The organism is Psychrobacter sp. M9-54-1 (assembly GCF_016613355.1).
GTDB lineage: Bacteria > Pseudomonadota > Gammaproteobacteria > Pseudomonadales > Moraxellaceae > Psychrobacter > Psychrobacter faecalis.
Map to the genome: position 1 here is coordinate 34605 of NZ_JADGFW010000040.1, position 24906 is coordinate 59510.

The 24906-nt window shown below is 43.7% G+C and carries 19 protein-coding genes, 1 tRNA gene and 1 pseudogene; 13 read left to right on the forward strand and 8 right to left on the reverse strand.

The window, feature by feature from the left end:
- The first annotated feature begins 8 nt into the window (after positions 1 to 8).
- The gene (locus IQ457_RS12680) at positions 9 to 1145 is read left to right on the forward strand and encodes a metallophosphoesterase (RefSeq protein WP_068405018.1); all 1137 of its coding nucleotides are present in this window, start codon (positions 9 to 11) and stop codon (positions 1143 to 1145) included.
- Positions 1146 to 1252: 107 nt separating this feature from the next.
- On the opposite strand, the gene IQ457_RS12685 is transcribed toward IQ457_RS12680, so the two are convergent.
- A complete protein-coding gene (locus IQ457_RS12685) occupies positions 1253 to 2740 on the reverse strand; it encodes an alpha/beta hydrolase (protein WP_068405016.1) in 1488 nt (495 codons plus the stop codon).
- Positions 2741 to 3217: 477 nt separating this feature from the next.
- On the opposite strand from IQ457_RS12685, the gene grpE reads away from it, so the two are divergent.
- The 6 genes from grpE to IQ457_RS12715 all read left to right on the forward strand — a co-directional run bounded on the left by grpE (position 3218) and on the right by IQ457_RS12715 (position 9958).
- A complete protein-coding gene (grpE, locus tag IQ457_RS12690) occupies positions 3218 to 3832 on the forward strand; it encodes a nucleotide exchange factor GrpE (protein ID WP_068405014.1) in 615 nt (204 codons plus the stop codon).
- 243 nt (positions 3833 to 4075) lie between these two features.
- Complete coding sequence (gene dnaK, locus IQ457_RS12695; RefSeq protein WP_068405012.1) at positions 4076 to 6019, forward strand: molecular chaperone DnaK; 1944 nt, start codon at positions 4076 to 4078, stop codon at positions 6017 to 6019.
- Positions 6020 to 6349: 330 nt separating this feature from the next.
- A complete protein-coding gene (locus IQ457_RS12700; RefSeq protein ID WP_068405010.1) occupies positions 6350 to 6886 on the forward strand; it encodes a porin family protein in 537 nt (178 codons plus the stop codon).
- A 168-nt stretch (positions 6887 to 7054) separates the two neighbouring features.
- Positions 7055 to 7543 (forward strand): NfeD family protein, encoded by a 489-nt coding sequence (locus IQ457_RS12705; protein WP_227514939.1) that lies wholly within the window; start codon positions 7055 to 7057, stop codon positions 7541 to 7543.
- 21 nt (positions 7544 to 7564) lie between these two features.
- Positions 7565 to 8425 carry an SPFH domain-containing protein gene (locus IQ457_RS12710; RefSeq protein WP_068405008.1) on the forward strand — a complete coding sequence of 287 codons (861 nt, stop codon included), beginning with the start codon at positions 7565 to 7567 and terminating at the stop codon, positions 8423 to 8425.
- A gap of 156 nt (positions 8426 to 8581) precedes the next feature.
- Positions 8582 to 9958, forward strand: coding sequence for an esterase-like activity of phytase family protein (locus tag IQ457_RS12715; protein WP_200663730.1), 1377 nt, complete (start codon positions 8582 to 8584; stop codon positions 9956 to 9958).
- A gap of 98 nt (positions 9959 to 10056) precedes the next feature.
- On the opposite strand, the gene hemN is transcribed toward IQ457_RS12715, so the two are convergent.
- On the reverse strand, positions 10057 to 11601 hold the full coding sequence (hemN, locus tag IQ457_RS12720) for an oxygen-independent coproporphyrinogen III oxidase (RefSeq protein WP_200663732.1): 1545 nt from the start codon (positions 11599 to 11601) through the stop codon (positions 10057 to 10059).
- Positions 11602 to 11791: 190 nt separating this feature from the next.
- On the reverse strand, positions 11792 to 14251 hold the full coding sequence (locus IQ457_RS12725; RefSeq protein ID WP_200663734.1) for a penicillin acylase family protein: 2460 nt from the start codon (positions 14249 to 14251) through the stop codon (positions 11792 to 11794).
- 378 nt (positions 14252 to 14629) lie between these two features.
- On the opposite strand from IQ457_RS12725, the gene IQ457_RS12730 reads away from it, so the two are divergent.
- A complete protein-coding gene (locus tag IQ457_RS12730; RefSeq protein WP_200663736.1) occupies positions 14630 to 16171 on the forward strand; it encodes a YifB family Mg chelatase-like AAA ATPase in 1542 nt (513 codons plus the stop codon).
- Between the two features lie 8 nt (positions 16172 to 16179).
- Here the strand turns inward: IQ457_RS12730 and ilvD are convergent, their stop codons facing one another.
- Positions 16180 to 17862: a dihydroxy-acid dehydratase gene (ilvD, locus tag IQ457_RS12735; RefSeq protein WP_200663738.1), complete on the reverse strand. Its 1683-nt coding sequence runs from the start codon at positions 17860 to 17862 to the stop codon at positions 16180 to 16182.
- 348 nt (positions 17863 to 18210) lie between these two features.
- On the opposite strand from ilvD, the pseudogene IQ457_RS12740 reads away from it, so the two are divergent.
- A pseudogene (locus tag IQ457_RS12740) lies at positions 18211 to 19230 on the forward strand (NnrS family protein); the annotation flags it as partial.
- Positions 19231 to 19330: 100 nt separating this feature from the next.
- Here IQ457_RS12740 and IQ457_RS12745 read toward each other — a convergent pair.
- From IQ457_RS12745 to IQ457_RS12760, 4 genes are all read right to left on the reverse strand, one after another.
- Positions 19331 to 20050: a phosphoglycolate phosphatase gene (locus IQ457_RS12745; protein ID WP_200663755.1), complete on the reverse strand. Its 720-nt coding sequence runs from the start codon at positions 20048 to 20050 to the stop codon at positions 19331 to 19333.
- A 92-nt stretch (positions 20051 to 20142) separates the two neighbouring features.
- On the reverse strand, positions 20143 to 20643 hold the full coding sequence (locus IQ457_RS12750; protein WP_200663742.1) for a DUF4385 domain-containing protein: 501 nt from the start codon (positions 20641 to 20643) through the stop codon (positions 20143 to 20145).
- 195 nt (positions 20644 to 20838) lie between these two features.
- Positions 20839 to 20914: transfer RNA gene (locus IQ457_RS12755), tRNA-Phe, on the reverse strand.
- 122 nt (positions 20915 to 21036) lie between these two features.
- Positions 21037 to 21459 carry a hypothetical protein gene (locus IQ457_RS12760; protein ID WP_191690798.1) on the reverse strand — a complete coding sequence of 141 codons (423 nt, stop codon included), beginning with the start codon at positions 21457 to 21459 and terminating at the stop codon, positions 21037 to 21039.
- 360 nt (positions 21460 to 21819) lie between these two features.
- On the opposite strand from IQ457_RS12760, the gene hisB reads away from it, so the two are divergent.
- The 4 genes from hisB (at position 21820) to IQ457_RS12780 (ending at position 24840) form a co-directional block, all read left to right on the forward strand.
- Positions 21820 to 22467 (forward strand): imidazoleglycerol-phosphate dehydratase HisB, encoded by a 648-nt coding sequence (hisB, locus tag IQ457_RS12765; protein WP_200663744.1) that lies wholly within the window; start codon positions 21820 to 21822, stop codon positions 22465 to 22467.
- Positions 22468 to 23112 carry an imidazole glycerol phosphate synthase subunit HisH gene (gene hisH, locus IQ457_RS12770; RefSeq protein WP_191690796.1) on the forward strand — a complete coding sequence of 215 codons (645 nt, stop codon included), beginning with the start codon at positions 22468 to 22470 and terminating at the stop codon, positions 23110 to 23112.
- Between the two features lie 138 nt (positions 23113 to 23250).
- Positions 23251 to 23643, forward strand: a complete 393-nt coding sequence (locus IQ457_RS12775) for a hypothetical protein (protein ID WP_200663746.1) — start codon at positions 23251 to 23253, stop codon at positions 23641 to 23643.
- Between the two features lie 234 nt (positions 23644 to 23877).
- The gene (locus tag IQ457_RS12780) at positions 23878 to 24840 is read left to right on the forward strand and encodes a DJ-1/PfpI family protein (RefSeq protein WP_200663748.1); all 963 of its coding nucleotides are present in this window, start codon (positions 23878 to 23880) and stop codon (positions 24838 to 24840) included.
- The last annotated feature ends 66 nt before the right edge of the window (positions 24841 to 24906 follow it).

A 24906-nucleotide genomic window follows, 5' to 3' on the forward strand; every position in this document is an offset into this window, starting at 1 on the left:
GAATTTTCATGCGTTACGCATTTATTATCACTATTATTGTCCTGCTGCAGCTGTTTAGTTTTGGCGCAGCGTGCAGTCTAGAATGGTGGCTACAGCCTTGGAGCACGCCTTTATTAATACAGGTGACTTGGCTTGCTGTCTTTGCGATTACCAATGTTTTTTTGCTGCTTAGCGTCACAAAATCATTTGCCAATAGCTATCGCTGGATAAGCGCTTGGATGATGGTGATGCACTTTATGCTACTAACGGCGCTATTGAGCAGTGTATTATATGGTGGTTTTTGGCTTTTACATGCTTTGGGTATTCCTACTTTTTATGATACAGGCGTAATTAGTATTGGCTTACGCATTTTTGCCCTAGTTTTCTTTATAGGCCTATTTAGCTATACGCTGTATAACGCTTACGTGCCGGCGGTGCGCGAGCTGTCTGTCAAGATTAATAAGCCGCTAAATTACTCGCTGCGTATTGCAGTAGCCAGTGATTTGCATTTGGGCCGTTTATTTGGCAATAAATCTATCGAACGGCTCAATGACATTGTGCAGAGCTATCAAGCAGACATATTGTTGATGCCAGGCGATATTATGGATGACAATACCAAGGCGTTTGCGGCCTATAATATGGCAGAAGATTTGGCAAAGCTGGTAAGTAGTCTGCGCTACGGTGTCTATGCGACGTTAGGTAATCACGATTTGTACGGTCACGAGCAGCCAATTAGTGAAGCTTTACAAGCTGCTGGCGTGCAGTTGCTCAACGATGAAGCGATTTGTCTGTCGCATCAAGGTCAGCCGGTTTGGCTCATTGGACGTTTTGATAATCATAAACGGCAGAGGGTAGCGACGACCGAATTGCTCGAACAAGTGAATACTACTGAGCCAGTGATTTTGTTAGACCACCGACCGAGCGATATTATGGCGCATAGCCAGTTGCCGATTGATTTACAGGTTTCAGGACACACCCATAATGGGCAGATATTTCCAGCTAATTTTATTGTAAAGGCGATTAATCGCTTGGGCTACGGCTACGAAAAAGTCGGTAAAGGTCACTTTGTGGTATCGTCAGGTTATGGGTTTTGGGGCATACCTTTTCGTTTAGGCTCACGTTCTGAAGTTTGGCTCATTACGTTAAACGGTCAGCCCAATTCATAAAAACTATCTTTATCATATTAATGTCCTTGACGATTTAGTTGTCATAAGTCCTTAATTGCCCATTAAACGCCAACCTCACTTTTTAGTGATAACGGCTATTCTATTTCTTAGGCTGCTAATAAATTTTGTGTACTTATAATGTCACGTACAAAACCAGCAAAGCCATGGATAATATGATTGGTTTCCTGCTCAAGTCCTTGGTGCACGCTCATAAAATGAATAAAGCCATGCGGCGCACCGTAGACCGTATAAGTTTGGACAGCTCTACCATAATCTTCTAACTGCTTGGCATACGCAAACGCCTCATCACGTAAAACGTCCAATTCTGCTGCAACGACATAGGTCGGGCAAATTTGTCGATTGTCACCGAGCATAGGCGACGTCAAGATATGTTGACGTGGCAGCGGACTATTTTCTAAACAAGCCGCATCAAAAACCGCCACATCGGCGTGATCGAGCAATAACCCTTCGCCGTATAGCTCCCAGCTTGGATAATCATTTTCGATATCTGTCACAGGGTATAAAGGCATTTGTGCCAGTGGCTGCGGCAGGCGCTGTAATATCTCAAACGTTTTTTGCCCATCAATCCCTAAGTCTTGCCATGCTTTTGCAGACGGCGTGATGACTTGTTGCGCAATCATGGTTGATAAGCCGCCGCCTGCACTATCTCCTGCCAAAACAATACGTGACGCTAGTGCCCCGAATGATTGGCAATTATCAGCTAACCAAGCATAAGCGGCAATACAATCTCTTAACCCCGTAGGCGCAGGATGTTCAGGCGCTAGGCGATAATCGACACTGACCACTGGCCATCCTGTTCGCTCACAGACAGCATGACAAAACTCGTGATGGGTGTTGATGTCGCCAATACAAAAGCCACCGCCATGGAAAAATAGCATGACGGTTTCATCAGGATTGCGTTTGGCTTTCTTTTTAAAACTAAAGCCTGCTGCGTTTACTTGCTTTTGATAACAACGAACCAGCATATCGCCATCATCAGCGTTGGCAATCGTCTTATCTTCCCAATTGACGCTAGGTTCATTTTTCTTAGTAAAAGGTTTTATCATGTCGAATAAGGATGAGCTTGCCTGCTGCCAAACTCTTGGCGTTTGCATAGCAACGGCGTCAGTGGCAAAGCGTTTACGCAGCTCGCCCATCTCTGAGAGCTGTAAAGGGGTTTTAAGCTTGCTATTTACCGCCAGAATCAAACGCAAATGCGCATCAACGTGTTCATACTGCTTAGCCGTAGGTCCATCTAGATAATCAACCAAGCTGTCTAATACTGTTTCTGGCAAGAGACCGATACTTTTCATTGCATAGTGCAGCAAATGTGGCTGATAAGTCGTCAGCAAATTGTGATGCAGTACTTTATCTCTAATGGATAGGTGCTCGCTGTCAATGCAGGATTGCCTATCGTCAGTGCTTATTTGCAAAGTATTGATGGGCAACGGCTCATTTTCAACATTCTCTGAAGGGTTGTTTGATGAGTTAACAGATGAATGCTGACGTTTTTCTTGACCTAAAGACGTAAGGTTTAGTGTCCTTACTGCTTTATTAAGTAAGGTGTTGACTGATAATGTCGCTGAATAAGGCATAACACCTCCCATAAATGATAAATTATATTTGTAAATATCATAAGATAGGCGAAAATAAAGTTGAGTATTCTTTGGTAAGAGTGTGCAGGCTAATAGTAATTTATCTGGCTTAACTGACGTTTTTTTGTAGGTTTTGTTAGTGAAATGAATTACTTATTGACAATAAGCGTAAAGGGAATAAGGTTGTTTTAAAGTAGGTAATCATCTCAAGCATCACCATATCGTTATCATGGATTAAGGTAGTATTCATAACCAGCGATAAAAATTCTACACAGTAGGCTTGAAATTTACCCTCATCACCTTTATTAATCAGCTATCAGAAGGTAGTTAAAAGTTATTGCTAACCATAGGTGATTTATAAAATCACGGTTTGGCTAATGGTCGATTATTTCATTGTCTGGCCAATTTATGGTGTTGTTTTCTAATCCATCATTATTCAGTTAATAGCCTTATTCATAATTATATAAAGGAGCCATCATGAACGAGCAGAATAATAATCACGAAAATATTGATCAAAACGTGCCACACGACAACGTTTCGCATGACAATGTCGAGCACGATGATAGTATCTTAAAAGAAACGCTAGAAGAGTTTAATCCACAGCAAAACTCAGGGGAAGAAAGCACTATCGAAAACGATATCGATTTAGATACTTTTAAAGCCCGTATCGCCGAGTTAGAAGGCGAGGTCAAGCAAGCGAAAGAAGGGACAGCGCGCGCCAATGCTGAAGCTTACAATGCGCAAAAACGCATGGAGCAAGAAGCCGATAAGAGCAAAAAATTTGCCCTGCAAAAATTTGCCAAAGAGCTATTAGAAGTGGTCGATAATTTAGAGCGCGCTATCGAAAATGCTCAAGCAGATGATCCTGTTATCGAAGGCGTCAGATTGACGCATAAAGCATTATTAGATGTCTTAAACAAAAACGGCGTAGAAGTGGTTGAGCCACAAGGCGAGAAATTTAACGCTGATTTGCATGAAGCAGTTGGTATTGATCCAGAAGCTGAAGCCGATACTGTGGGTACAGTACTGCAAAAGGGCTATAGTCTGAACGGTCGTTTGCTGCGCCCCGCAATGGTTCGTGTTGGACAATAGGTTCTGCCAGCTTAACCATTTAAAATTAATATTTTAAATAATAAGTCTTTAACCACGCTAAACCTTACTATTAATAAGGGTTTACACAAAAAATCACATAAAAGACATTTTTTGCCGGTTAAATGACTTGAAATAATACAGCGCCAAACCTATATAGAACAACAAGTGACCGTCTAGTATCTGCTAGATTAGGTCTGATGAGATAAATAGCTTATTTAAAAAATAAATTAGGAGCAATTAATTATGGGTAAAGTAATTGGTATTGACTTGGGTACAACGAACTCATGTGTCGCAGTGATGGAAGGTGATAAAGTTAAAATCATCGAAAATGCTGAAGGTACACGTACCACACCATCGATTGTCGCTTACAAAGATGACGAAATCTTGGTCGGTCAGTCAGCAAAGCGTCAAGCGGTGACCAACCCAAACAACACTTTATTTGCCATTAAACGTCTGATTGGTCGTCGTTTTGATGACAAAGTGGTACAAAAAGACATCGGTATGGTGCCTTATAAAATCGCTAAAGCCGATAACGGTGATGCATGGGTTGAAATTAACGGTAAAAAATTAGCGCCACCACAGGTTTCTGCTGAAATCTTGAAAAAAATGAAAAAAACAGCGGAAGACTATCTTGGTGAAAGCGTCACCGAAGCTGTTGTAACAGTACCTGCGTACTTTAATGACTCACAGCGTCAAGCAACCAAAGATGCGGGTAAAATCGCTGGTCTTGATGTAAAACGCATTATTAACGAGCCAACCGCTGCCGCACTTGCTTACGGTATGGATAAGAAGCAAGGCGATAGCACCGTTGCCGTTTATGACTTGGGTGGTGGTACTTTTGACGTATCAATCATCGAAATCGCTGACGTTGATGGCGAGCAGCAGTTTGAAGTATTAGCGACCAATGGTGATACCTTCCTTGGCGGTGAAGACTTTGACTCAGCGTTGATTGATTATCTGGTTGATGAGTTCAAAAAAGATCAAGACGTCAACCTAAAAGGTGACTCGCTGGCGATGCAGCGTTTAAAAGAAGCCGCTGAAAAAGCAAAAATCGAGCTATCAAGTGCCCAAAGTACTGAAGTCAACCTACCATATATCACTGCCGATAGCAGTGGTCCTAAGCATTTGGTTGTCACTATCAGCCGCTCAAAACTTGAGAGCTTAACGGAAGATTTAGTACAACGCACGATGGGTCCTTGTAAAACTGCCCTTGAAGATGCTGGTCTAAAAGTTGGCGATGTTGATGACGTCATCTTAGTTGGTGGTCAGACTCGTATGCCATTAGTGCAGCAAAAAGTACAAGAATTCTTCGGCCAAGAGCCACGTAAAGATGTGAACCCTGACGAAGCGGTTGCCGCTGGTGCTGCGATACAAGGTGCGGTATTGTCTGGTGACAAAACTGACGTCCTATTGCTTGACGTAACACCATTGACGCTCGGTATCGAAACCATGGGCGGTGTCATGACGCCAATCATTGAGAAAAACACCATGATTCCAACTAAGAAATCACAAGTTTTCTCAACGGCGGAAGACAACCAGCCAGCCGTAACGATTCAGGTGTATCAAGGTGAGCGTAAAATCGCTAACCAAAACAAACAGCTTGGTCGTTTTGACTTGACGGATATTCCACCAGCGCCACGTGGTTTGCCGCAAATCGAAGTTACCTTTGACATTAACGCTGACGGTATCATGAACATCTCAGCGAAAGATAAAGGTACTGGTAAAGCGCAAAGTATCCAGATTAAAGCGGATTCTGGTTTGTCGGATGAAGAAGTCGAACAAATGGTGCGTGATGCTGAAGCCAACGCTGCTGAAGATGAGAAATTTGCTAACCTTGCGCAGGTACGTAACGAAGCAGATGGTCGTATTCATGCGGTACAAAAAGCGCTAAAAGAAGCTGGCGATAAAGTCACTGAAGATGAAAAATCAACAGTAGAAACTGCCATCTCTGAGCTTGAAGCGGCTGCTAAAGAAGATGATTATGATGATATCAAAGCCAAACTTGAAGCGCTAGACAATGCTTTCTTACCAATCAGTCAGAAGATTTATGCTGACAGCGGTGCTGGTCCAGAAGGTATGGATCCAAGCCAGTTCCAACAAGGCGCTGAAAATGCTGGTAACAACAACCAAGCGGATGACGATGTCGTTGATGCTGAGTTTACTGAAGTTGACGAAGATAAAAAATAAGCTTAATTAAAGCTTAAATCGACGTTGATTTCATAATAAAAGGCGTATCTTTCGGGATGCGCCTTTTTAATGTTGACTCTCAGTCGCTGTTAATGAGTAGGGAATATTACTCAAACTAGGTGATTGTAACAAAAGATTTCATATCTAGCCCTTTGTAACCCAAGGGCCGACAAACACTTGCAAAAGTTAACTTTCTTACCATTAAACACTGACAGAGTTTTTGACATGGTTTGTTACTATGTATACATCGTTAGCAAACAAGGCGATATGGCTAAAAAGCCCACATAAATAAATAACTTGTTTGTCCAAATTGATTTTAAGGAGCTACACATGAAAACTCTACAAAAAACTTTACTAGCCCTAGCTGCAGGTTCTTTACTAAGCGTAGGTGCACAAGCAGCCGTAGCATACGGCAATGGTTATACTGGCCAGCCATACGTTGGTGTAAAAGTCGGTCAGTTTGACCTAGACGTAGATGGTGCTGATGATCCAACTGCTTATGGCGTATACGGTGGCTATAACTTTGATCCTAACTTCGGTATTGAAGCTGAATATGTAGGTTCAGATGATGCTGATTATCGTGGCGGCGATATCGATGCCAAAACTTACGGCGCTTACGGTACTTACCGTTATGCATTCCCAAATACTGGACTATACGCTAAAGGTAAATTAGGGGTTGCCAGAACTGAAGTAGAAGCCTCTGGTACAACTTTAGGTTTATATAACGGTACAGATAAAGATACAAGCCTAGCAGGCGGTGTTGGTCTTGGTTACTCAGTCAATCCTGACTTCAGCGTTGAAGCAGAATATGACAAACTAGGTAGCGATGCGGATCTTATGACTATCGGCGCTCATCTTAAATTCTAATTAACTGAACATTAAGTTCTATATTAATGAAAGAGTTAGATGATAAGCAAAATAAAAAACGATCACTTAGGTGGTCGTTTTTTTATGCCTATAACTTTTAAGGCGCTGTTTGATAACAAAATGTGCTACATTGAAAGCTAGAATGATAAAGATAGGGAATGAGCAATTATGGAGATGCTTTGGATGCTTGAACCGTGGCACTGGCTGGTATTAGGCTTTGTATTGCTAATCATTGAGATGTTTGTACCGACGTTTGCCAGCCTGTGGTTTGGCGGAGCGGCTATCATCGTGGCTGCTCTTGCGTGGTTGCTACCCATTTCTGTATCGATGCAAATCATTATTTGGTTGGTGCTCTCGGCTATCTTTTTATTGGCTTGGTTTAAATTTATCAAACCATTATCTGTCGATCGCACCAAAGCGGGGTTGGGCGGTAGTGTCATCATCGGTGAAACTGGGATGATTATCGTCGCGCCGCAGTTAGAGCGCGCAGGCGTTGTACGCTTTAGTGTACCTATCGTCGGGGCTGCTGAGTGGATGTGCCGTACGAGCGGTGAGCAAGTCGCCGTCGGCGATCGCGTGATAGTGACGGATATCGTAGGTAATGAGCTGATTGTCAGTAGTATGCAAGCGCAAGCAGTTATTAATAAAAATAGTTAGGCATAATAATAGAGGTGCAACATGGAAAGTTTTAGTATTGTCATGATCGTTTTGATTGCATTGGTCGTGTTTACGGTGTTCAAAGGCGTGCGCATTGTTCCTCAAGGGTATAAATGGGTGGTGCAGAGACTCGGTAAATATAGCCAAACCCTAGAGCCGGGATTAAATTTAATCATTCCTTATGTCGACGATGTGGCTTATAAAGTGACGACCAAAGATATCGTCCTTGATATTCCCTCACAAGAAGTCATTACCCGAGACAACGTGGTCATTATCGCTAACGCCGTTGCTTATATTAATATCGTGCGTCCTGATAAAGCGGTTTATGGCATCGAAGATTATGAATACGGTATTCGAAATCTAGTGCAGACGTCTTTGCGTTCAATCATTGGTGAGATGGATTTAGATAGCGCCTTGTCAAGCCGTGATGAAATCAAAACCAAGCTCAAGTATGCCATCTCAGAGGATATTGCCGATTGGGGTATTACCTTAAAGACGGTAGAAATCCAAGATATCAATCCCTCGCAAACCATGCAAGCCTCGATGGAAGAGCAGGCGGCGGCAGAGCGTTTACGCCGTGCTACCGTCACCCGTGCTGACGGGCAAAAGCAAGCGGCTATCTTAGAGGCAGATGGTCGCCTAGAAGCGTCACGCCGAGATGCTGAAGCGCAAGTGGTATTGGCGAAAGGCTCAGAAGAATCTATTCGTCTGATTACTGCTGCAATGGGCGACGAAGAAATGCCGATTGTCTATTTGCTTGGCGAGCAATATATCAAATCGATTCGTCAGTTAGCCGAATCTGATAACGCAAAAATGGTGGTATTGCCTGCTGACATTCTAAGTACCATAAAAGGCATGGTAGGTGATAAGCTTAAGGTTTAACTAAGTATGCTTTAGGCGTATTTAAATTTGTTAGAAAAATAGTCAGTGAGCGTTTTACGTGCTGACTATTTTTTTAACTTTTAATTGACAGCTAATCAACTTTTTAGCGTGCATTACTCTATTTTTAATAACAATAATAATTCAAGGAGAATAATAATGACCAAGCAAGATATCAATACTGGAATTATTACTATAAATGAATTTGTGCAAGGTAGTCCGTTGCCTTATAGCGTGCTTGATGCGACGCATATCAATGCCGCTTATCCTGAGCAGAAATTAGAGATTCGAGGCGGCGGCTACGGCTCAGATGCAGCGGCGCATCCAACCAACGCTAAGCAGTTTTATGCCTTGACCGACCGTGGGCCTAATGCCGACTTTGACGGAATTGCTGGTAAAGGTAAGCAGTTTCTTGTGCCAAACTATACGCCGTCTATTGGGTTGTTTGAATTGCAAGCTGATGGCAAAATTATCAAAGTAAAAGAAATAATTCTAAAAGATAAAAATGGCAATCCTATCTCAGGACTACCAAACCCCAAGGCTTTTGGCGGTACCAATGAAGTACCTTACGATGTCCATGGTCAGCCGATGACAGTCAATCCACAATTGCCTTTTGATACAGTGAGCAATCCGATCAAAACTGATATCAATGGTTTAGACCCTGAAGGGCTCGCAGCGCTGCAAGGTGGCAGCTTTTGGGTCAGCGATGAGTACGGTCCGCACCTTGTGCATTACGATGCCAATGGCGTAGAGATTGCGCGTATCAATGCGTTTGCCAATGATGAGCGTAATAATGTGATGGTTGAAGGTAAGCCGATCTTGTTACCGACGGAATTTAGCAAACGTCGTGCCAATCGTGGCATGGAAGCGTTAACCATTACGCCTGACCAAACGACGCTGGTCGGTATCATGGAGTCCTCTATGGACAATCCCGATAAGTCAGGGCGACTGTCTTCTTTAGTACGTATGGTAACGATTAACTTAGTTTCAGGACAAATAGCGCAGTATTTATATCGATTGGATAACGCAGCGCATGTGACCTCTGGTATTGTGGCGCTTAATGACCATGAGTTTTATTTGATTGAGCATGATCGCAAATTCCCGCTCCAAGATAAGTCAGCACAAAAACTCATTTATAAAATTAATATCGCGCAAGCAACAGATATTGCAACCATTGCAAATGATAAAAGTGTTAAACAGAATGATAGACTTGGTTTGACAGTGAATGGGCAAACGCTTGAGCAGCTGATTGCAGAAGACGAAGAAAACTGGCAAATCCTTGAAAATATAAACATTACGCCTGTTAAAAAGACCTTGGTCGTCGATGTGCTGGCGAGTTTAGAGTACCCGCATGATAAGCTTGAAGGCTTATGGTTACGTCAAGATGGGTCGCTGGGATTGTTAAATGATGATGATTTTGCGATGACAGATACTGATATAATCAATCCAAAAAGCAGCGTCGAGCAAAAGTATCTCGATAAACAAAAAACCATTGAAGATGCCAATCGTTTATATATTGTTATGCCGTTAGAGTAGATTGATTTATCCTAAAAACCTTACTTATCGTCACCAAAAAAAACACCTCATAAAAGTGAGGTATTTTTTATTATTTACTCGAAAGAAGCTTATAAAGCTTAGATAACTTTTGAAAAACGATTTTTATGTTTTTTCTCAAGGTATTCATCGAACACCATAGCGACATTACGCCCTAATAGACGACCTTTTGGCAGGACGCGAATACCAGCTGCATCCATATCAATCAAGCGGTCCTCTTGCATCGCGCCCAATTGCTGAATTTCATCGATAAAGTAAGTAATGGCATCGATACCGAATTTCTGATTAACGTCTCTAAAATCGATATAGTCGTGACAAAGTAAATTCATAATCACGTATTCTCGCAGACGATCTTTAATCGAGGTTTTAATCACATTGACCGCTGGCATTATCGCTGGATTATCACGTGCGGCATCGATATTTTCTTTATATACCTGCAAATCCGTATGGTTTTGCAAAATATAGCTGCTATTGGCGTTAGAGATTTGGCTGATTGACGACACGCCAAAGCCCAACAAATCGCAATCGCCCATGATGGTATAACCCTGAAAATTACGATGTAATTTGCCTTCGCGCTGGGCGATAGCAAGCTCATCGTCAGGTTTGGCAAAATGGTCGATACCGATATATTGATAACCGGCTTCGCTCAAGGTATTGATGGTATTACCGAGCATGGTAAGCTTGGCAGCTGGCGTCGGTAAATCTTCCTCTTTAATTTGGCGTTGCGATTTAAAGCGCTCAGGTAAATGAGCGTAATTGAATACCGATAAACGATCGGGTGACATCTCGATAACACGGCGTACGGTCTTGTCTAGAGTCGTTGGCGTTTGATGCGGTAAGCCGTAAATCAAATCGACGTTGGTAGAATGGAAGCCCAATCTACGCGCTTCAGCAAGCACATTTTCAATCAGTTCAGCAGAGTTGATACGGTTGACGGCGATTTGTACTTTTTCGTCTAAGTCTTGTACGCCTAGACTGACGCGGTTAAAACCAAGGTTACGCAGTACCGTTAGTGTCTCGTCGCCAAGCTCACGCGGATCGATTTCAATAGAGTAATCGCCTTGGTCTTCTGGCAAAAATTCAAACTGGGTCTGCAAAAACTCCCAAAGTTTTATCAACTCATTATCTTGTAAAAAGGTTGGCGTACCACCACCAAAATGCAGCTGCTTAACCAGGGGGTTTTTACGATCGGCTGGCGTTTTTAATAGGCTACGTTTGTGCTTGATTTCCGCCATTAAATATTCTAAATAATCTCCAGCATCGCTGTTCTTTTTGGTGATAATTTTATTACAAGCACAGTAATAGCAAAGGTGACGACAAAACGGAATATGGAAATACAGCGATAAGGGCGCATCGGCTTCGCGCTCTTGCAGAATCTTAGTCTCCAGCCCCTCAGGCATCGGTGAAAATTCTAACGCGGTCGGGTAGGAGGTATAACGCGGCCCAGATCGATTGTATTTATTGATAATCTCTTCATCGAATGCCGGCAGCTGCTTACTGGTAATGCTGCCACGAGTACTGGCATAGGGATTGGGCATCTCAACCACAGGACGTGCAGTAGTAGGCTGCTCGTCGGCATGAGCGAAAGATTTTTGGTCGCTATTGATTTCGGCTGGTTCTGACATGCGAGATTCCTCGGTTTAACTGTATAAATCGCCACTTAAGTAATAAGTAGTATAACAAATCAATAGTTATAGTGGCATGGACGGTAAGTTTTCGTATATACCCATAAAGTTGTATTGCTATCTGCAATAAAAAAAGACTTCAGGATTACCCTAAAGTCTTTTTTTATCATAATCAATAATTTAGCTAGAACTATTCTCTCAATTTGATCACTTCACCAACCGCTTGTTTGGATATTTCGCTCTTACTAAATGGCAGACGAATCCACTTTTTATCTGAATAACGGCGCGTCTGATCACGATGATAAGGGCGCGTTGTATCTCCTGCTTGTGAGTAGGCAAGCAGCGCTTCTACGACAGGACCTTTACTATCAAAGGTCACTGACTGCATATAGGTTGGGCCATTATTAATAATATAATTACCAGCCTCATTAACTCCTGCACCTCGGGCAACGTTAAAGATACCTTCGCTACCATAACCACCATGCATAGGAATGTGCTGGTTGTTCTTGCCAGCATCTAGCACATATTGCAGCTCACCTAAGCTTGCATCAAGTGCAATGCCTTTATTTTGGAAGTAGGCAATCGCATCGCCTAAAGCTTGGCGAGTCTGGGCAGTGATTTTTAGCTCGCGCGGTGTATTGATGGGGTCGGCTTCGTTAAAAGGGACTTTAAATGAATCATTTGTATATTCACTAAAACCCGCCTTGTTCCAAAACTCTCTAAACACATGCGCGCCTCGGCTGTCGATGTTGTTGCGACGGTCCCAATTATTCAAGATGCTACAGGCTTGTTTGGCTTCGATAGTTGCGCCACCTGTCAGAGGTAGCATAGGGTTGGCATTACAATCGGCTAAGACATCATCGAGAACTAATTCGGCGGCATAACTGCGGTTGCCATAGACGACTTGTTGTAGCTTATCTAAATCAAAATTATGGCCACCAAGTCCATCTTTATTGCTCAGTCTATCTAATACTTGGGTAAATGCCATTCTGGTACGTAAAGATAGCGGTGCCGCGTCTTCAGAAAGCGGTAACAAATCACGTCTTAATAATGGGGAGAATCCAGTTAATGGTTGTTCTGCATTACTGAGCCAATAACTATCGTTTGAATTTAGGACATAATCATCACGAATTAAAAACGGTAATTTTGAGCCGCCAAAGATACCCGCTTGAGGAGAATCGGCGTCCGTATCCCACTCACAGGCAGCCGTACTACCATTAAGTGCAGGTAAGTCTGCGGCAATCAAAAGAGGAAGAGCAGCTCCAGCGTCAGCACTACAAGCTACTAACTTTTCTCTAGTGACATTAGGTACCGTTGAGATATCGGCGTAAAGCGCTTTACCGTTACGGTCAGTAGCAATGGTATTGACAAACCCTAGGCCTAGAATTTTTTGCATTCTATCGACGAGATCTCCAACGCTAGTGGCCATATTCATACTGCGCCACTGATTGAGGGCTCTTGGGTTCTCAGAGGCAGCATCACGGATAGTATAAACAACGTTATTAGCATCACCCCATGCTGGTAAGCGAGGATCAAGCAGTTTTGCATTGAGTATTGGCCCATAATGTGAAACATAGATGTTCCGAGTTATTGTTTGATTGTTTGGCATCTTAACAATGACTGGAACCGTTTCAATATCACGTTGTTCAACCTTACCGTCGCTGTTGACATAATTGTATTTAAAAGGACTACCGTTGACTAGACTAAGCTGATAAAGGGTAAAGCGCTTAGCAGTCGATACCGTATGGCTCCAAGCCACGTCTTTATTAAAGCCGATGTTGATAAAAGGTTGACCTTGCTGAGCGGAACCCATCACATCAAGCTTACCTGGTATTGTTGTATGAAATTCATAAAAACGCTGAACGCCTTCCCATGGTTCATGTGGATTTCCATACATTACGCCACTATCAGTACCTGTTACCTTACTACCAAAGGCATAAGCATTACTACCGCCATCTAATACGTTGATAGTTGTCATATCGAATTTTTCATCCGACTCTGCTATAGGTTCAGGGCTACTCATTCTAGAGCTTCCCATGACGATACCTGACGCTGGAGGAGCTACTTGTGCGATTTGTTTGACGAAGTTAGAGAGTCCACCGCGTAAATTGGCTTTGCCATATAGAGCCAACATATCGTCAATATTGATTTCGCGAACCCATTCAGCGCCTGCACAGGCAGGGTCTTCAATATTTTTGACCCCTTTGTCATGCAAATAGCGATTGTAGCCAGCGGCATAGCCTTTGACCGCATCAATCACTTCAGGGTCTTGAGCCCCTAGAAAACCCGATCGTCGTTCAGGAGAGTTATACCAAGTGTAGAAAACATCGCTATTCTCATTACCCTCAGCACCCAGATAGCGCATACTCTCACCCTTAGCGATTACGATTTCACGTGCTAAGGAGCAGATATTGTCTTCGGCAAAAGCATACCCGACGCCATAACCCAGACCTTTATAATTTTTAGCAGTGATGTGCGGGATACCAAACTCAGTGCGCTGGATATCCGCCGCATAAGTACTATCACCAGTGCCGTCGTCTATATTGCCGTTAAAATTGTCGTTATCCGAACAGCCAAACAGTCCCAGAGAGACTGCCATCGTCAATAGCGTGAGTGTGCGTACACGCCGATTAAGCACATTAATGCTCATAAGCTTACCCATCCATGGTTAATTACGATTTTATAAAGCGCTAACGAAAATCACCGCCAAGCTTTATATGTCAATAAAATCCTTTTATTGCCATGCTTTTATCTGTCTTATTTTCTATTTTTTTGAATGAAATAATAAATAAGAAAAATTAAAAACATTTATCAATCATATAACACTTTTAAATATCTATGCTAGCGAATAAATCGCAGAATTTAGGCGCTGATATTTTGCTTAGTAGTAGTCAGAAATGAGTTTTATCTATTAAAAAATAGGCTAGAAATAATAAGGTTTAAACGGATTGATAAAAATAGAACACGACATTTGCGCGCTGATTGATAATGCTCTATTATCGATTAATCTTTATAGTAGGAAACGCTGATGTCGTTCGCCCAAGTCTATACGCGTTCAGTCGTCGGACTGCACGCGCCGCAGGTCATTATCGAGGTGCATTTATCACAAGGCTTGCCAGCGCTGACCATTGTCGGCTTGCCTGCCGCTGCTGTGCGCGAAAGTAAAGACAGGGTGCGCTCGGCGATTTTGAATTCGGGCTTTCAATTCCCTAATCGGCGTTTGACGATTAATCTAGCACCGGCAGACTTGCCAAAAGATGGTGCAAGATTGGATTTGCCAATTGCGATCGGGATTTTAGCTGCCAGTGGGCAGCTTGAGCCAGAAGCGCTATCAAGGTTTGAGTTTATCGGCGAGCTGGCGCTTAATGGTGAGCTTCGGCAGGTGAGCGGTAGCTTGGCAGTAGCACGAGCGATAAAAGCAGAAATGCTAGCAGCATGTAAAAATACTGAACAAGATTCGCCGCTACGTCAGTTAATCGTACCTTGTGACAATGGAGCAGAGGCAAGCCGCGTTGATGGGGTGACGATATTAGCTGCGCAAAACTTAAAAGCCGTTTGCAATCATTTGCAGTCGCTCGCAGATTCTAGCTTGATAGATGAGCGCTTAGAAGTTGTGCAAGCAACCGCCGTGCAGAGTAAAGTTGCTTACAAAGTAGATTTGGCAGATGTCAAAGGTCAGCATCATGCTAGGCGGGCGTTAGAGATTGCCGCCGCTGGTGGTCATTCGATACTGTTTATCGGGCCGCCGGGTTCGGGCAAGACGTTGATGGCATCACGGCTACCAACTATCTTGCCAGACTTGAGTGATGAAGATGCATTAGAGGTTGCTAGCACCTATTCAGTGGCAGATAGCGACTATGATTATGGTACGCGGCCATTTCGCCAAGTCCATCACACCATATCTGCAGTGGCGTTGGTTGGTGGTGGTTCTCGTCCCAAACCTGGCGAGATCACCCTTGCTAACAAGGGAGTTTTATTTTTAGACGAGTTACCAGAGTTCGACCGTACGGTTTTAGAAGTATTGCGTCAGCCGTTAGAGGCCAAGCAAATCACCATTAGTCGTGCCAACTCGCAGCTTACTTTCCCCGCAAACTTTCAACTGGTAGCAGCGATGAACCCGTGTCCGTGTGGCTATGATGGTGACGGCTCGGGACGATGCCGCTGCCGACCTGAGCAGATTAAGCGCTATCAGGATAAGCTATCAGGGCCATTACTTGATCGGATTGACTTGCATATTACCGTGCCAGCGCTACCGATCGCTGATTTACAAAATGCGCAGGCTGGCGAAACCTCTGAGCAAGTGCGAACGCGAGTCGCTGCCGCCCATCAGCAACAATTAGAACGGCAAAAAAAGGTTAATAATGAGCTGAGTCCCAGCGAGATTGATAAGTATATTCATTTAGGCGCGGGCGAGCAGCAATTATTACAGCTTGCTCAGCAGCGTCTAAATCTATCTGCTCGCGGTTATCATCGGGTATTACGTGTCGCGCGCACCATTGCTGATTTGGCAGATAGCGAAGGCATCACCAGCGCCCATGTCTCTGAGGCGCTAAGTTACCGAAGTAAGTGATTTAGCAATTAAAATTTATCAGTAATGGCACCTTCTGAGGCACTGCCAACGGTTTTAGCGTATTTGGCCAGTACACCGCGCTTTATATTTGGCTCTGGGGCTTTCCATACACTTAAACGCTTTTGAATATCTGCTTCGCTGATGTTTAAATTGATTTCATTATTATCGGCATCAATGGTGATGGTGTCGCCGTTTTCAATAATAGCAATCGGACCGCCAACCATGGCTTCAGGGGTGATGTGCCCGACGACAAAGCCATGGCTACCGCCAGAGAAGCGGCCATCAGTAATCAGCGCCACATCATTGCCCAATCCGCGACCCATAATGGCAGAAGTCGGCGACAGCATTTCACGCATACCAGGGCCGCCTTTAGGACCTTCGTAACGAATAACAACCACGTCACCCGCCACCACAGTGCCATCTAAAATAGCGCTCATGGAATCTTCTTCGGAGTTAAACACCCGTGCTGTGCCGGTAAACTGCGTACCTTCTTGACCACTGATTTTTGCCACCGCACCGGTTGGTGCAATGTTGCCGCGTAATATGCGTAAGTGGCTGTCAGCTTTAATGGGATTGTCGAACGGACGGATAATATCTTGGTCCTCAGGGTAATCTTTTACGTTAGCCAAGTTTTGAGCGACGGTGTTGCCATTAACGGTTAAGCAATCACCATGCAGTAACCCTTTTGCCAATAAACGTTTCATTAATGGCGCGATGCCACCAATTTCGATGAGCTCTGACATCAAGTAGCGACCTGATGGGCGTAAGTCGGCCAACACAGGAACGCGCTTTCCTATTTCAGTAAAGTCATCAATATTTAGCTCTACACCGATGGCATCGGCCATAGCGAGCAGATGCAGAACCGCGTTGGTTGAGCCGCCTAACACAATCACCATGGTAATAGCGTTTTCAAAGGCTTTGCGCGTCATAATGTCGCTGGGCTTGATATCGTTATCAAGGAGCCACTGGATTGCTTCACCGGCTTTTCGGCAATCTTCCCGTTTTTCAGGAGAAATGGCTTCTTGAGCCGAGCTGCCCGGTAAGCTCATGCCAAGCGCTTCAATGGCTGATGCCATGGTGTTGGCGGTATACATGCCACCGCAAGAGCCGGGGCCAGGGATAGCCGTTCTTTCAACTTCTAAGACTTCCTCTGCTGTCATATCACCGCGCGCATTGGCACCGACGGCTTCGAAGACAGAAACGATATCGGTGTGGTTTTTGCCCGGCTGGATGGTGCCGCCATAAATAAATAGCGAAGGACGGTTTAAGCGCGCCATGGCAATAAGGCAACCCGGCATGTTTTTATCGCAGCCACCGATAGCGATGATAGCATCGTGACCTTGGCAGCCCGATACGGTTTCAATAGAGTCGGCAATCACTTCACGCGATACCAGTGAGTATTTCATACCTTGGTAACCATTCGCGATACCGTCAGAGATGGTGATGGTGTTGAAAATAATGGGTTTGCCATGGGCAAAATAAACGCCTTTGGCCACTTCATCAGCCAAGCCGTTAATATGAATATTACAGGGCGTCACTTGGCTCCAAGTCGAGGCAATGCCCACTTGCGGTCGCTTAAAATCTTCATCGGTAAAACCGACAGCACGCAGCATAGAGCGTGCTGGGGCTTTTTGAATACCATCGACCAAAATAGAAGAGTGTTTTCTGTTGGTATTGTCTTTTTTAGTCATTCTTTGTCTCCAATAGCATACGGTTTATTGGCTTATTTAAGCCAAAGCGCTATTTAATCATACGCTAAACCGGTTATAAAAACCTAGTACTCCAAGACTTACACTGGATTATTCACCCATAACTCTCGACACTTTATTATACTTAACCCCAAACATACCTTTAATGCTCGTTTAGACAAATTGACGTTTTATAAAAGGATTCTTTTGTTAATGAAAGCCAAACCCCCTTTTGCTCATACTTATTGGTTTCCGCTTGCCGCGTTGTATTCCGCTTTAACGCTACCTTTATCAGTGGGTGGTCAGCTCGGCTAGTTTACGGTCCCTGTAGGCTTACAGTACGCTTGGGGTCACGGTCATGAAATGATTTTTGGATTTGCTTTGATTGTCATTGCAGGTTATCTGGCTGGCCCGCAACCAAAATCCTATATCTTTACTGTGATGGGGTTATGGCTGGTGGCCAGGTTGAGTTTTTGGTTTGCGCCGATTAGTATGATTACAGCGATAATTAATATCGCTTTTGTTGCGACGTTAGTATGGAAGCTTGCGCCTATTTTTTTGCGAACAGCTAAAAAATGGCGAAACAAATCGGCAGGCTTTGTGCTGGTAGGCTTAGGTATTTCTGCGCTTGGTTTTCATATGGTTATGCAAAGCGATCAGTCAGATGACTTGAGTCTGAAATTCTTATTAGAAGCGGTGTTGTTATTAAGCGTATTGATGTTTTATATGGGCGGTCGAATAATAGCGCCAGCGTTAGCAGGGCATTTTCAGAGTCAAAATCGGTTCTTAAAAGATCGTGTGCAGCCCAGGTTTGAAGGCAGTATTTTAATTCTGCTGTTTTCAGTATTGGTGTTAAATCTACTGACCTTTACTTGGATTAAGCCCGTGATGGCCGCTCTTTTACTGCTCAGTGCACTGCTTTGTGTGGTTCGAGTGCTGCGCTGGCGACCGTGGTGGAGCTATGGGCGTGCTGATTTATTGGCCATGCTATTAGGATACAGCTGGATTATCGTAGGCTGGGTATGCATTGCTTTAAGTCTGTTAACAGCCAATTTTCCGATTACCCAAGCTTTGCATGCCATTACTATAGGCGCGCTTGGAACGCTCACCTTCACAGTGATGTCGCGAACTCGATCACACCGAGTATTGCGTGACACGAACGCCAAGCCTTTTGTCTTTGTCTTAGCGTTATTGATAACCGCTGCGGCATTATTGAGGCTTAATCCTACTTGGCTAGGGTATTCTCAAAGTATTTTTTTAGCGGCCTGCTGCTGGAGCTTTGCTTTTATCGGATTGTTTATTTGGTTAATGTGGCTCAACAAAATAGAGAAAAAAGTGAAATGGCAACGACAATTAATGCAGGATAAGTAGGCGCTTAAGGCGTTAATTATAATATTAGCTCGCTTAACACTGTCAATGGCAATGGTTACTGCGTTACTTTGAGCACTATATCAAATCCCTATCAAAAACGTTACACGCCCAATAATTCTAATAGGCCAGCAAACTCATCAAACGCAAAGTTTGGCTTACTATCACGAATATCGACACCATAGTTATAACCATATGAGAGCCCAATGGTATCCACGCCCGCATTTTTCCCCGCTAAAATATCATTAATCGAATCACCAATCATAAAAGCGTCAATAGGCGCAAACCCAAGCGCCCCACAAACGTGTAATAACGGCGCGGGATCAGGTTTTTTAGTCGGTAAGCTATCGCCGCCAATCACTTCGCTAAATAGCGGCGTCCAGCCCATATGATCTAGTATTTTAGGAACAAAGCGAATTGGCTTATTGGTCACCAGTGCCAAGGTATAGCCCGCGTTTTTAAGCTGATGCAAGCCGTCGCTCACATCAGGATAAGCCGTGGTTTTTTGACAATCAAGGGCGCCATAAGCGGCAAAAAAGATACGAAGCGCTTCCTCTACCGCATCGTTGTCTAAGCTGTCATCAACAATCACCTGACCTAATAGCGCTCGCTCAACCAATACACGCGCGCCATTACCAATCCAACCTTTAATGGTATCAAGAGCGAAAGGAGATCGACCTAGTTGCTCAAGCATTAGATTGGTGGCATCCGCCAAATCAGGAACGCTATCGATCAGCGTACCATCAAAATCAAAGATGAGAAGCGGTTTTTGTTGTGAAGTAAGTTGCGGTGTAATGGGCGCTGGGGCAAGGTTATTGGACATCATAAAAGCTCTTATTATTAATTTAGGATAAAGCGTAGCACAATCAAGCGCCTGAGGTCATTGTGATTCATGGTTGTCATTTTTATAACCGGTTATTTGAAGTCTTTATAGCGTGCGCGATGTTCGGATTTCATTCTAAGATAGTCTGCGTTTTCGCGGCATTTATCCCAAGTTTGCTTAAAAATACGCGCTGACTCTGCTTTGATAGGGTCTTCAACCTGCCGTGGTAGATCTTCACGGCCATGGGCGCCGCTTTGACCCTTTTTATCGTCAGGGACGGGTCCTTTGTATTTCTTGCCACCTTTGTGGTTGGCGTAGCGGCGGGCGCGGGTATAGCCCATTTGAATAAATTTGCGCGCCATATCGGCACCAACAAAGTCATCGGCAGCCAGATAATCTAAAAACATCTGATAAATGGTTTCGCTGCTTTCCTTTGCCATATCAGGGGTTGCAAAGCGCCAATGCGGCAATATTTCCGACTTATAAGGTTCGACCAATAGCACGCCTTGCTCACCGCGACCGACGCGATATAGCTCAGGGTGCGCGCGCAAGTCTAGGTTTTTATAATCCAAATCATAATCAAACTCTCTCATAGTTTTACCCTTTTACTTTGCATTAATCGTTTTAGTATAGAGAGAGTTTATCCTTTAAAAACAGCCTAAAAGTGTTATGAATTAGTGCGACTAACAGTTGTAGTAAATAGCTATCCTTATAATTTTTATTAAATTTTAACCATAAAAAAAGCCCCAAACAGTAATGTCTAGGGCTTTTTGGAATGCTTAAACGAATGGTGGCTCGAGGCAGGTTCGAACTGCCGACACACGGATTTTCAATCCGTTGCTCTACCGACTGAGCTATCGAGCCGTCTTCGTTGAGGCGCTATTAAACTAAATATAGGCGTTACTGTCAAGTGATTTTTGCATAATAAGTGAGAAAAGCCTATAAATAATCGAATATCAGCCAAAACTAAGCTTTTAACCTCGTATTTAATCCTTAGCGCGTAGGAGCTCATACTCGCTCATAATACGGTGAATATCGGCATCGACTGGCACGAACTCGCGCACGCCTTTTTTCACTTCGGCATCATAGACCAGTTTGATAAATTTCGCATCGATAGCGCGCCCACGATTTTGGCTATGAACAGTAAGATATTGCAAGCGCTTGGCATCGGTTTGCCCATCATCAAAGCAAGCAACCGCGGCGATAGGCTTATCATTAAACATGCCGACATACAAAGTCTGACCACGCTTAAAACCTTGCTCAACGAGGTTTAATACCTCTGCGCCACTTGGCTGATTGTCATCGCTGTCATATAAGGCATGCAGACGCTCTGATAACTCGTTCTCGCGGGCAGGGTTTTTAATTAGGGGCGCATCTAAGCTATTGATGGCGATCGCTTCTAAAGGCATAATCGGTTCCTATAAGTGTTTACCGCGTCGTAACATCGGGTGTAGCGTTGAAGGGTTAGCGCGGGTGATGATTGATAATACTGAACGCACTATTTTAGCAGAATAGGGCGATTTTGTGCGTGGATTACTGCTTGGTCGTGGCAGTAAATGCTAGGGTTTGCTATGATGAGGATAGACAAGGGTTTATACGCCAAAAACCTAATATTTATACCTTTCTGAATAAGTTTTTTAAGCAAATGTTGAACGTATTTTTAGCTTAATCTTCTATATTTTTATTCATTGTTTTAAACGCTAGTAAGAATGCTTTGGGCGCTTTTTCGCCCTATTTTATTGACCGCTTTTCATTTATAGAGAGTAGCCATGACAGCCAATTCTACCGAACAAAATCAAAATTCTGCTCAAAATCTTTTCGGTCATGCCGCACGTACGGCGTCCGTTACGCGTAATACTGCTGAAACGCAAGTCACTTGTACGGTAAACCTTGATGGTACCGGTCAAGGCACTGTCGATACTGGCGTGCCGTTTCTAGACCATATGATTGACCAAATTAAGCGTCATGGTTTGTTTGACTTAGATATCAAATGTACCGGCGACACCTTTATCGATGATCACCACAGTGTTGAAGATACTGGCATCACGCTTGGACAAGCATTCAATAAAGCATTGGGTGATAAAAAAGGCATCCGTCGTTACGGGCATTTTTATGCGCCACTCGATGAGTCACTAACGCGCGCGGTGGTTGATTTGTCAGGCCGTCCAGGACTTCATATGGACATTCCGTTTACTCGCTCGCACGTTGGTAACTTCGATGTCGATTTGTTTAGCGAATTTTTCTACGGCTTCGTCAATCATTCATGGATGACGGTGCACTTGGACAACCTCAAAGGTAAAAACAGCCATCACCAAATCGAGTCAACCTTTAAAGCGTTTGCTCGTGCGCTACGTATGGCTTGCGAATATGATGAGCGTGCGCTGAATACCTTGCCATCGACCAAAGAGGCTTTTTAGATGAGTCGAACCACAAAGATTGCATTATTAGATTATGGCATGGGTAATTTGCACTCGGCCAGCAAGGCGTTAGCAGCGGTCGGGGCAGAGGTTTCTATTACCAATGACCCAAAAGTGGTCGCGGCGGCTGATAAGATTTTCTTCCCCGGTGTCGGTGCGATGCGCGATTGTATCGCTGGCATGCATGAGGCAGGGATTGATGAGGTCATACGTCAAGCAGTATTCAATAAGCCTGTTATGGCCATCTGTGTGGGCATGCAGGCGTTGTTTGAGCAGTCCGCTGAGAATGGTGGTACAACATGCTTGGGCATCCTAGATGGCAGCGTAGAAGCGTTTGACCCTACTTGGAAAGATGAGCAGGGGGTTACCATTAAGGTGCCGCACATGGGCTGGAATACCATCAGCGGCATGGATTTTGCTCATCCGCTGTGGAATGGCATCGAAGACAATGCGCATTTTTACTTTGTACATAGCTATTACTGCGCGCCTAGCGACGATGCACAAGTGGCGGCCGTTTGTGATTACGGTCAGCCGTTTTGTGCCAGTATTCTGCAAGACAATTTATTTGCGACCCAGTTCCATCCAGAAAAAAGCCACACCGCGGGTCTACAGCTATTAAAAAATTTTGTCGATTGGGATATTTAACAACTATACTTTAAATATTTCTTCAATAAGAAGGTAGATTAGCAAATGCTTAATCTACCTTTTTTATTCTCAATGTATAATTGGCTGTTTTTCATTTATACTCAGTTACTTTTTACCTCTTTTACGCGGAATAAAATCGTGGATTTTTATCTCTTTAAAAACGGTGTCGTCGATGCTACTGGCTTAGACAAAGACGCCTTACATATTTATGTGGGCATTGGCGTCTACCTATTAAGTTTACTTTTGCTGCGTCCAATTTTTAAAAAATACAGCGCCAGAGCTTTTGCCGCTTTGATTTTGGTGACTGCCATTGCTCTACTGGGTGAGTATTTGGACAATCGCCAGACGCTTACCGAACTTGGTGTGGTAGGGTTAAAAGCGGCAGAAATCAAAGCCAGTATCCATGATATCGTGAATACCTGTCTGCTGTCTTACATAATCTACGGCTTGACCGTATGGACAAAGACGTTTCAATCAATCAATACAGTCAAACCTATGATTAAACGGCAGAAAAAAATGGACTATCGCTAAGTCCGTTTTTTATTGTTTATAAGCTCATTGCTTTGCGCTTTTTACTCTGTTACTTTTTTAAAGCGCCAAATTTAAGCAACTCACCATTTACAAAGCTTACGAAAGTCAAAAAACTCTGGTCTATTTAATGTGTTATGAGTTTGCTACCTTACAATCAGAAAGGTAGCGACAGGCAATTATTCTATCTTTTCTAATTATCAATCTAATATAAGCAATAATAAAATAGGAAAAGTTATGAATATCTCAGACCTTAATATCAGTGAAATAGTAGACAAAGCCAAAGACACCTTAGGTTTAGAGCCGCAAGAAGCCGAAGATGGTGCTTATACCCCTTCTAAAGCTTCGCTTAAATTGGCAGCGCCTAACAAAACCAACTACGATCATAGCGAGTACGAAGCGCCATATCGGGGCAACAAAAAAATCCTGATGGTCTGCACCGAGCGGCAGTACATGACCATGGCAAATGATAAGAAGTTTAAGACTGGCAATCATCCGGTTGAGATGATGGTGCCGCTTTTGCATTTTAAAAAAGCAGGGTTTACGGTAGATGTTTTTACCCCAACCGGGGAGGCTGTAAAAGTCGAGCAGTGGGCAATGCCAGAGGACGATGACGACGTCAAAAAAATCTACGCTGAATATGAATCTAAGCTTAACAGTCCAAAAAGTATCGCCGATTTTGTCAAAAATGATATGGAAAATAGCGAGGATTACGCAGCAATCTTTATCCCCGGTGGGCATGGGGCAATGCTGGGCTTGCCTGAAGATTATAACCTTGGCGAGTTGCTACGTTGGGGTTATGACAAGGATTTATTTACCTTAGTGATTTGTCATGGTCCGGCGGCTTTATTGGCAGCCAATTTAGCAAGTCCTGATCGCTCTGATAAGCCTGATAGCGCTGACAATACTAATAGCGCCGATAAAGATGATAACGCCAATCGCGACTTTATCTTTAAAGGTTATGAGATGGTAGCGTTCCCAACTGCTATGGACAAGCAAATGCCAAAAATTGGTTATTTGCCCGGTACGATGCCGTGGTATTTTGGCGAAAAATTAGAAGATTTGGGCGTTACGATTACCAATAAACTGGCGACAGGACATACCTATCAAGACAGAAAGCTAATCTCAGGCGATGGACCCTTGGCGGCCAATGATTTTGGTAAAATGAGTGCTGAAGCTTTGTTAAAAGCACTGCGCTAAACCGTTTGGATTCGGTCATAGCATAAAAAAACGGGTGGTGTTCTAAAAAGTATGCTGGCATCAGAC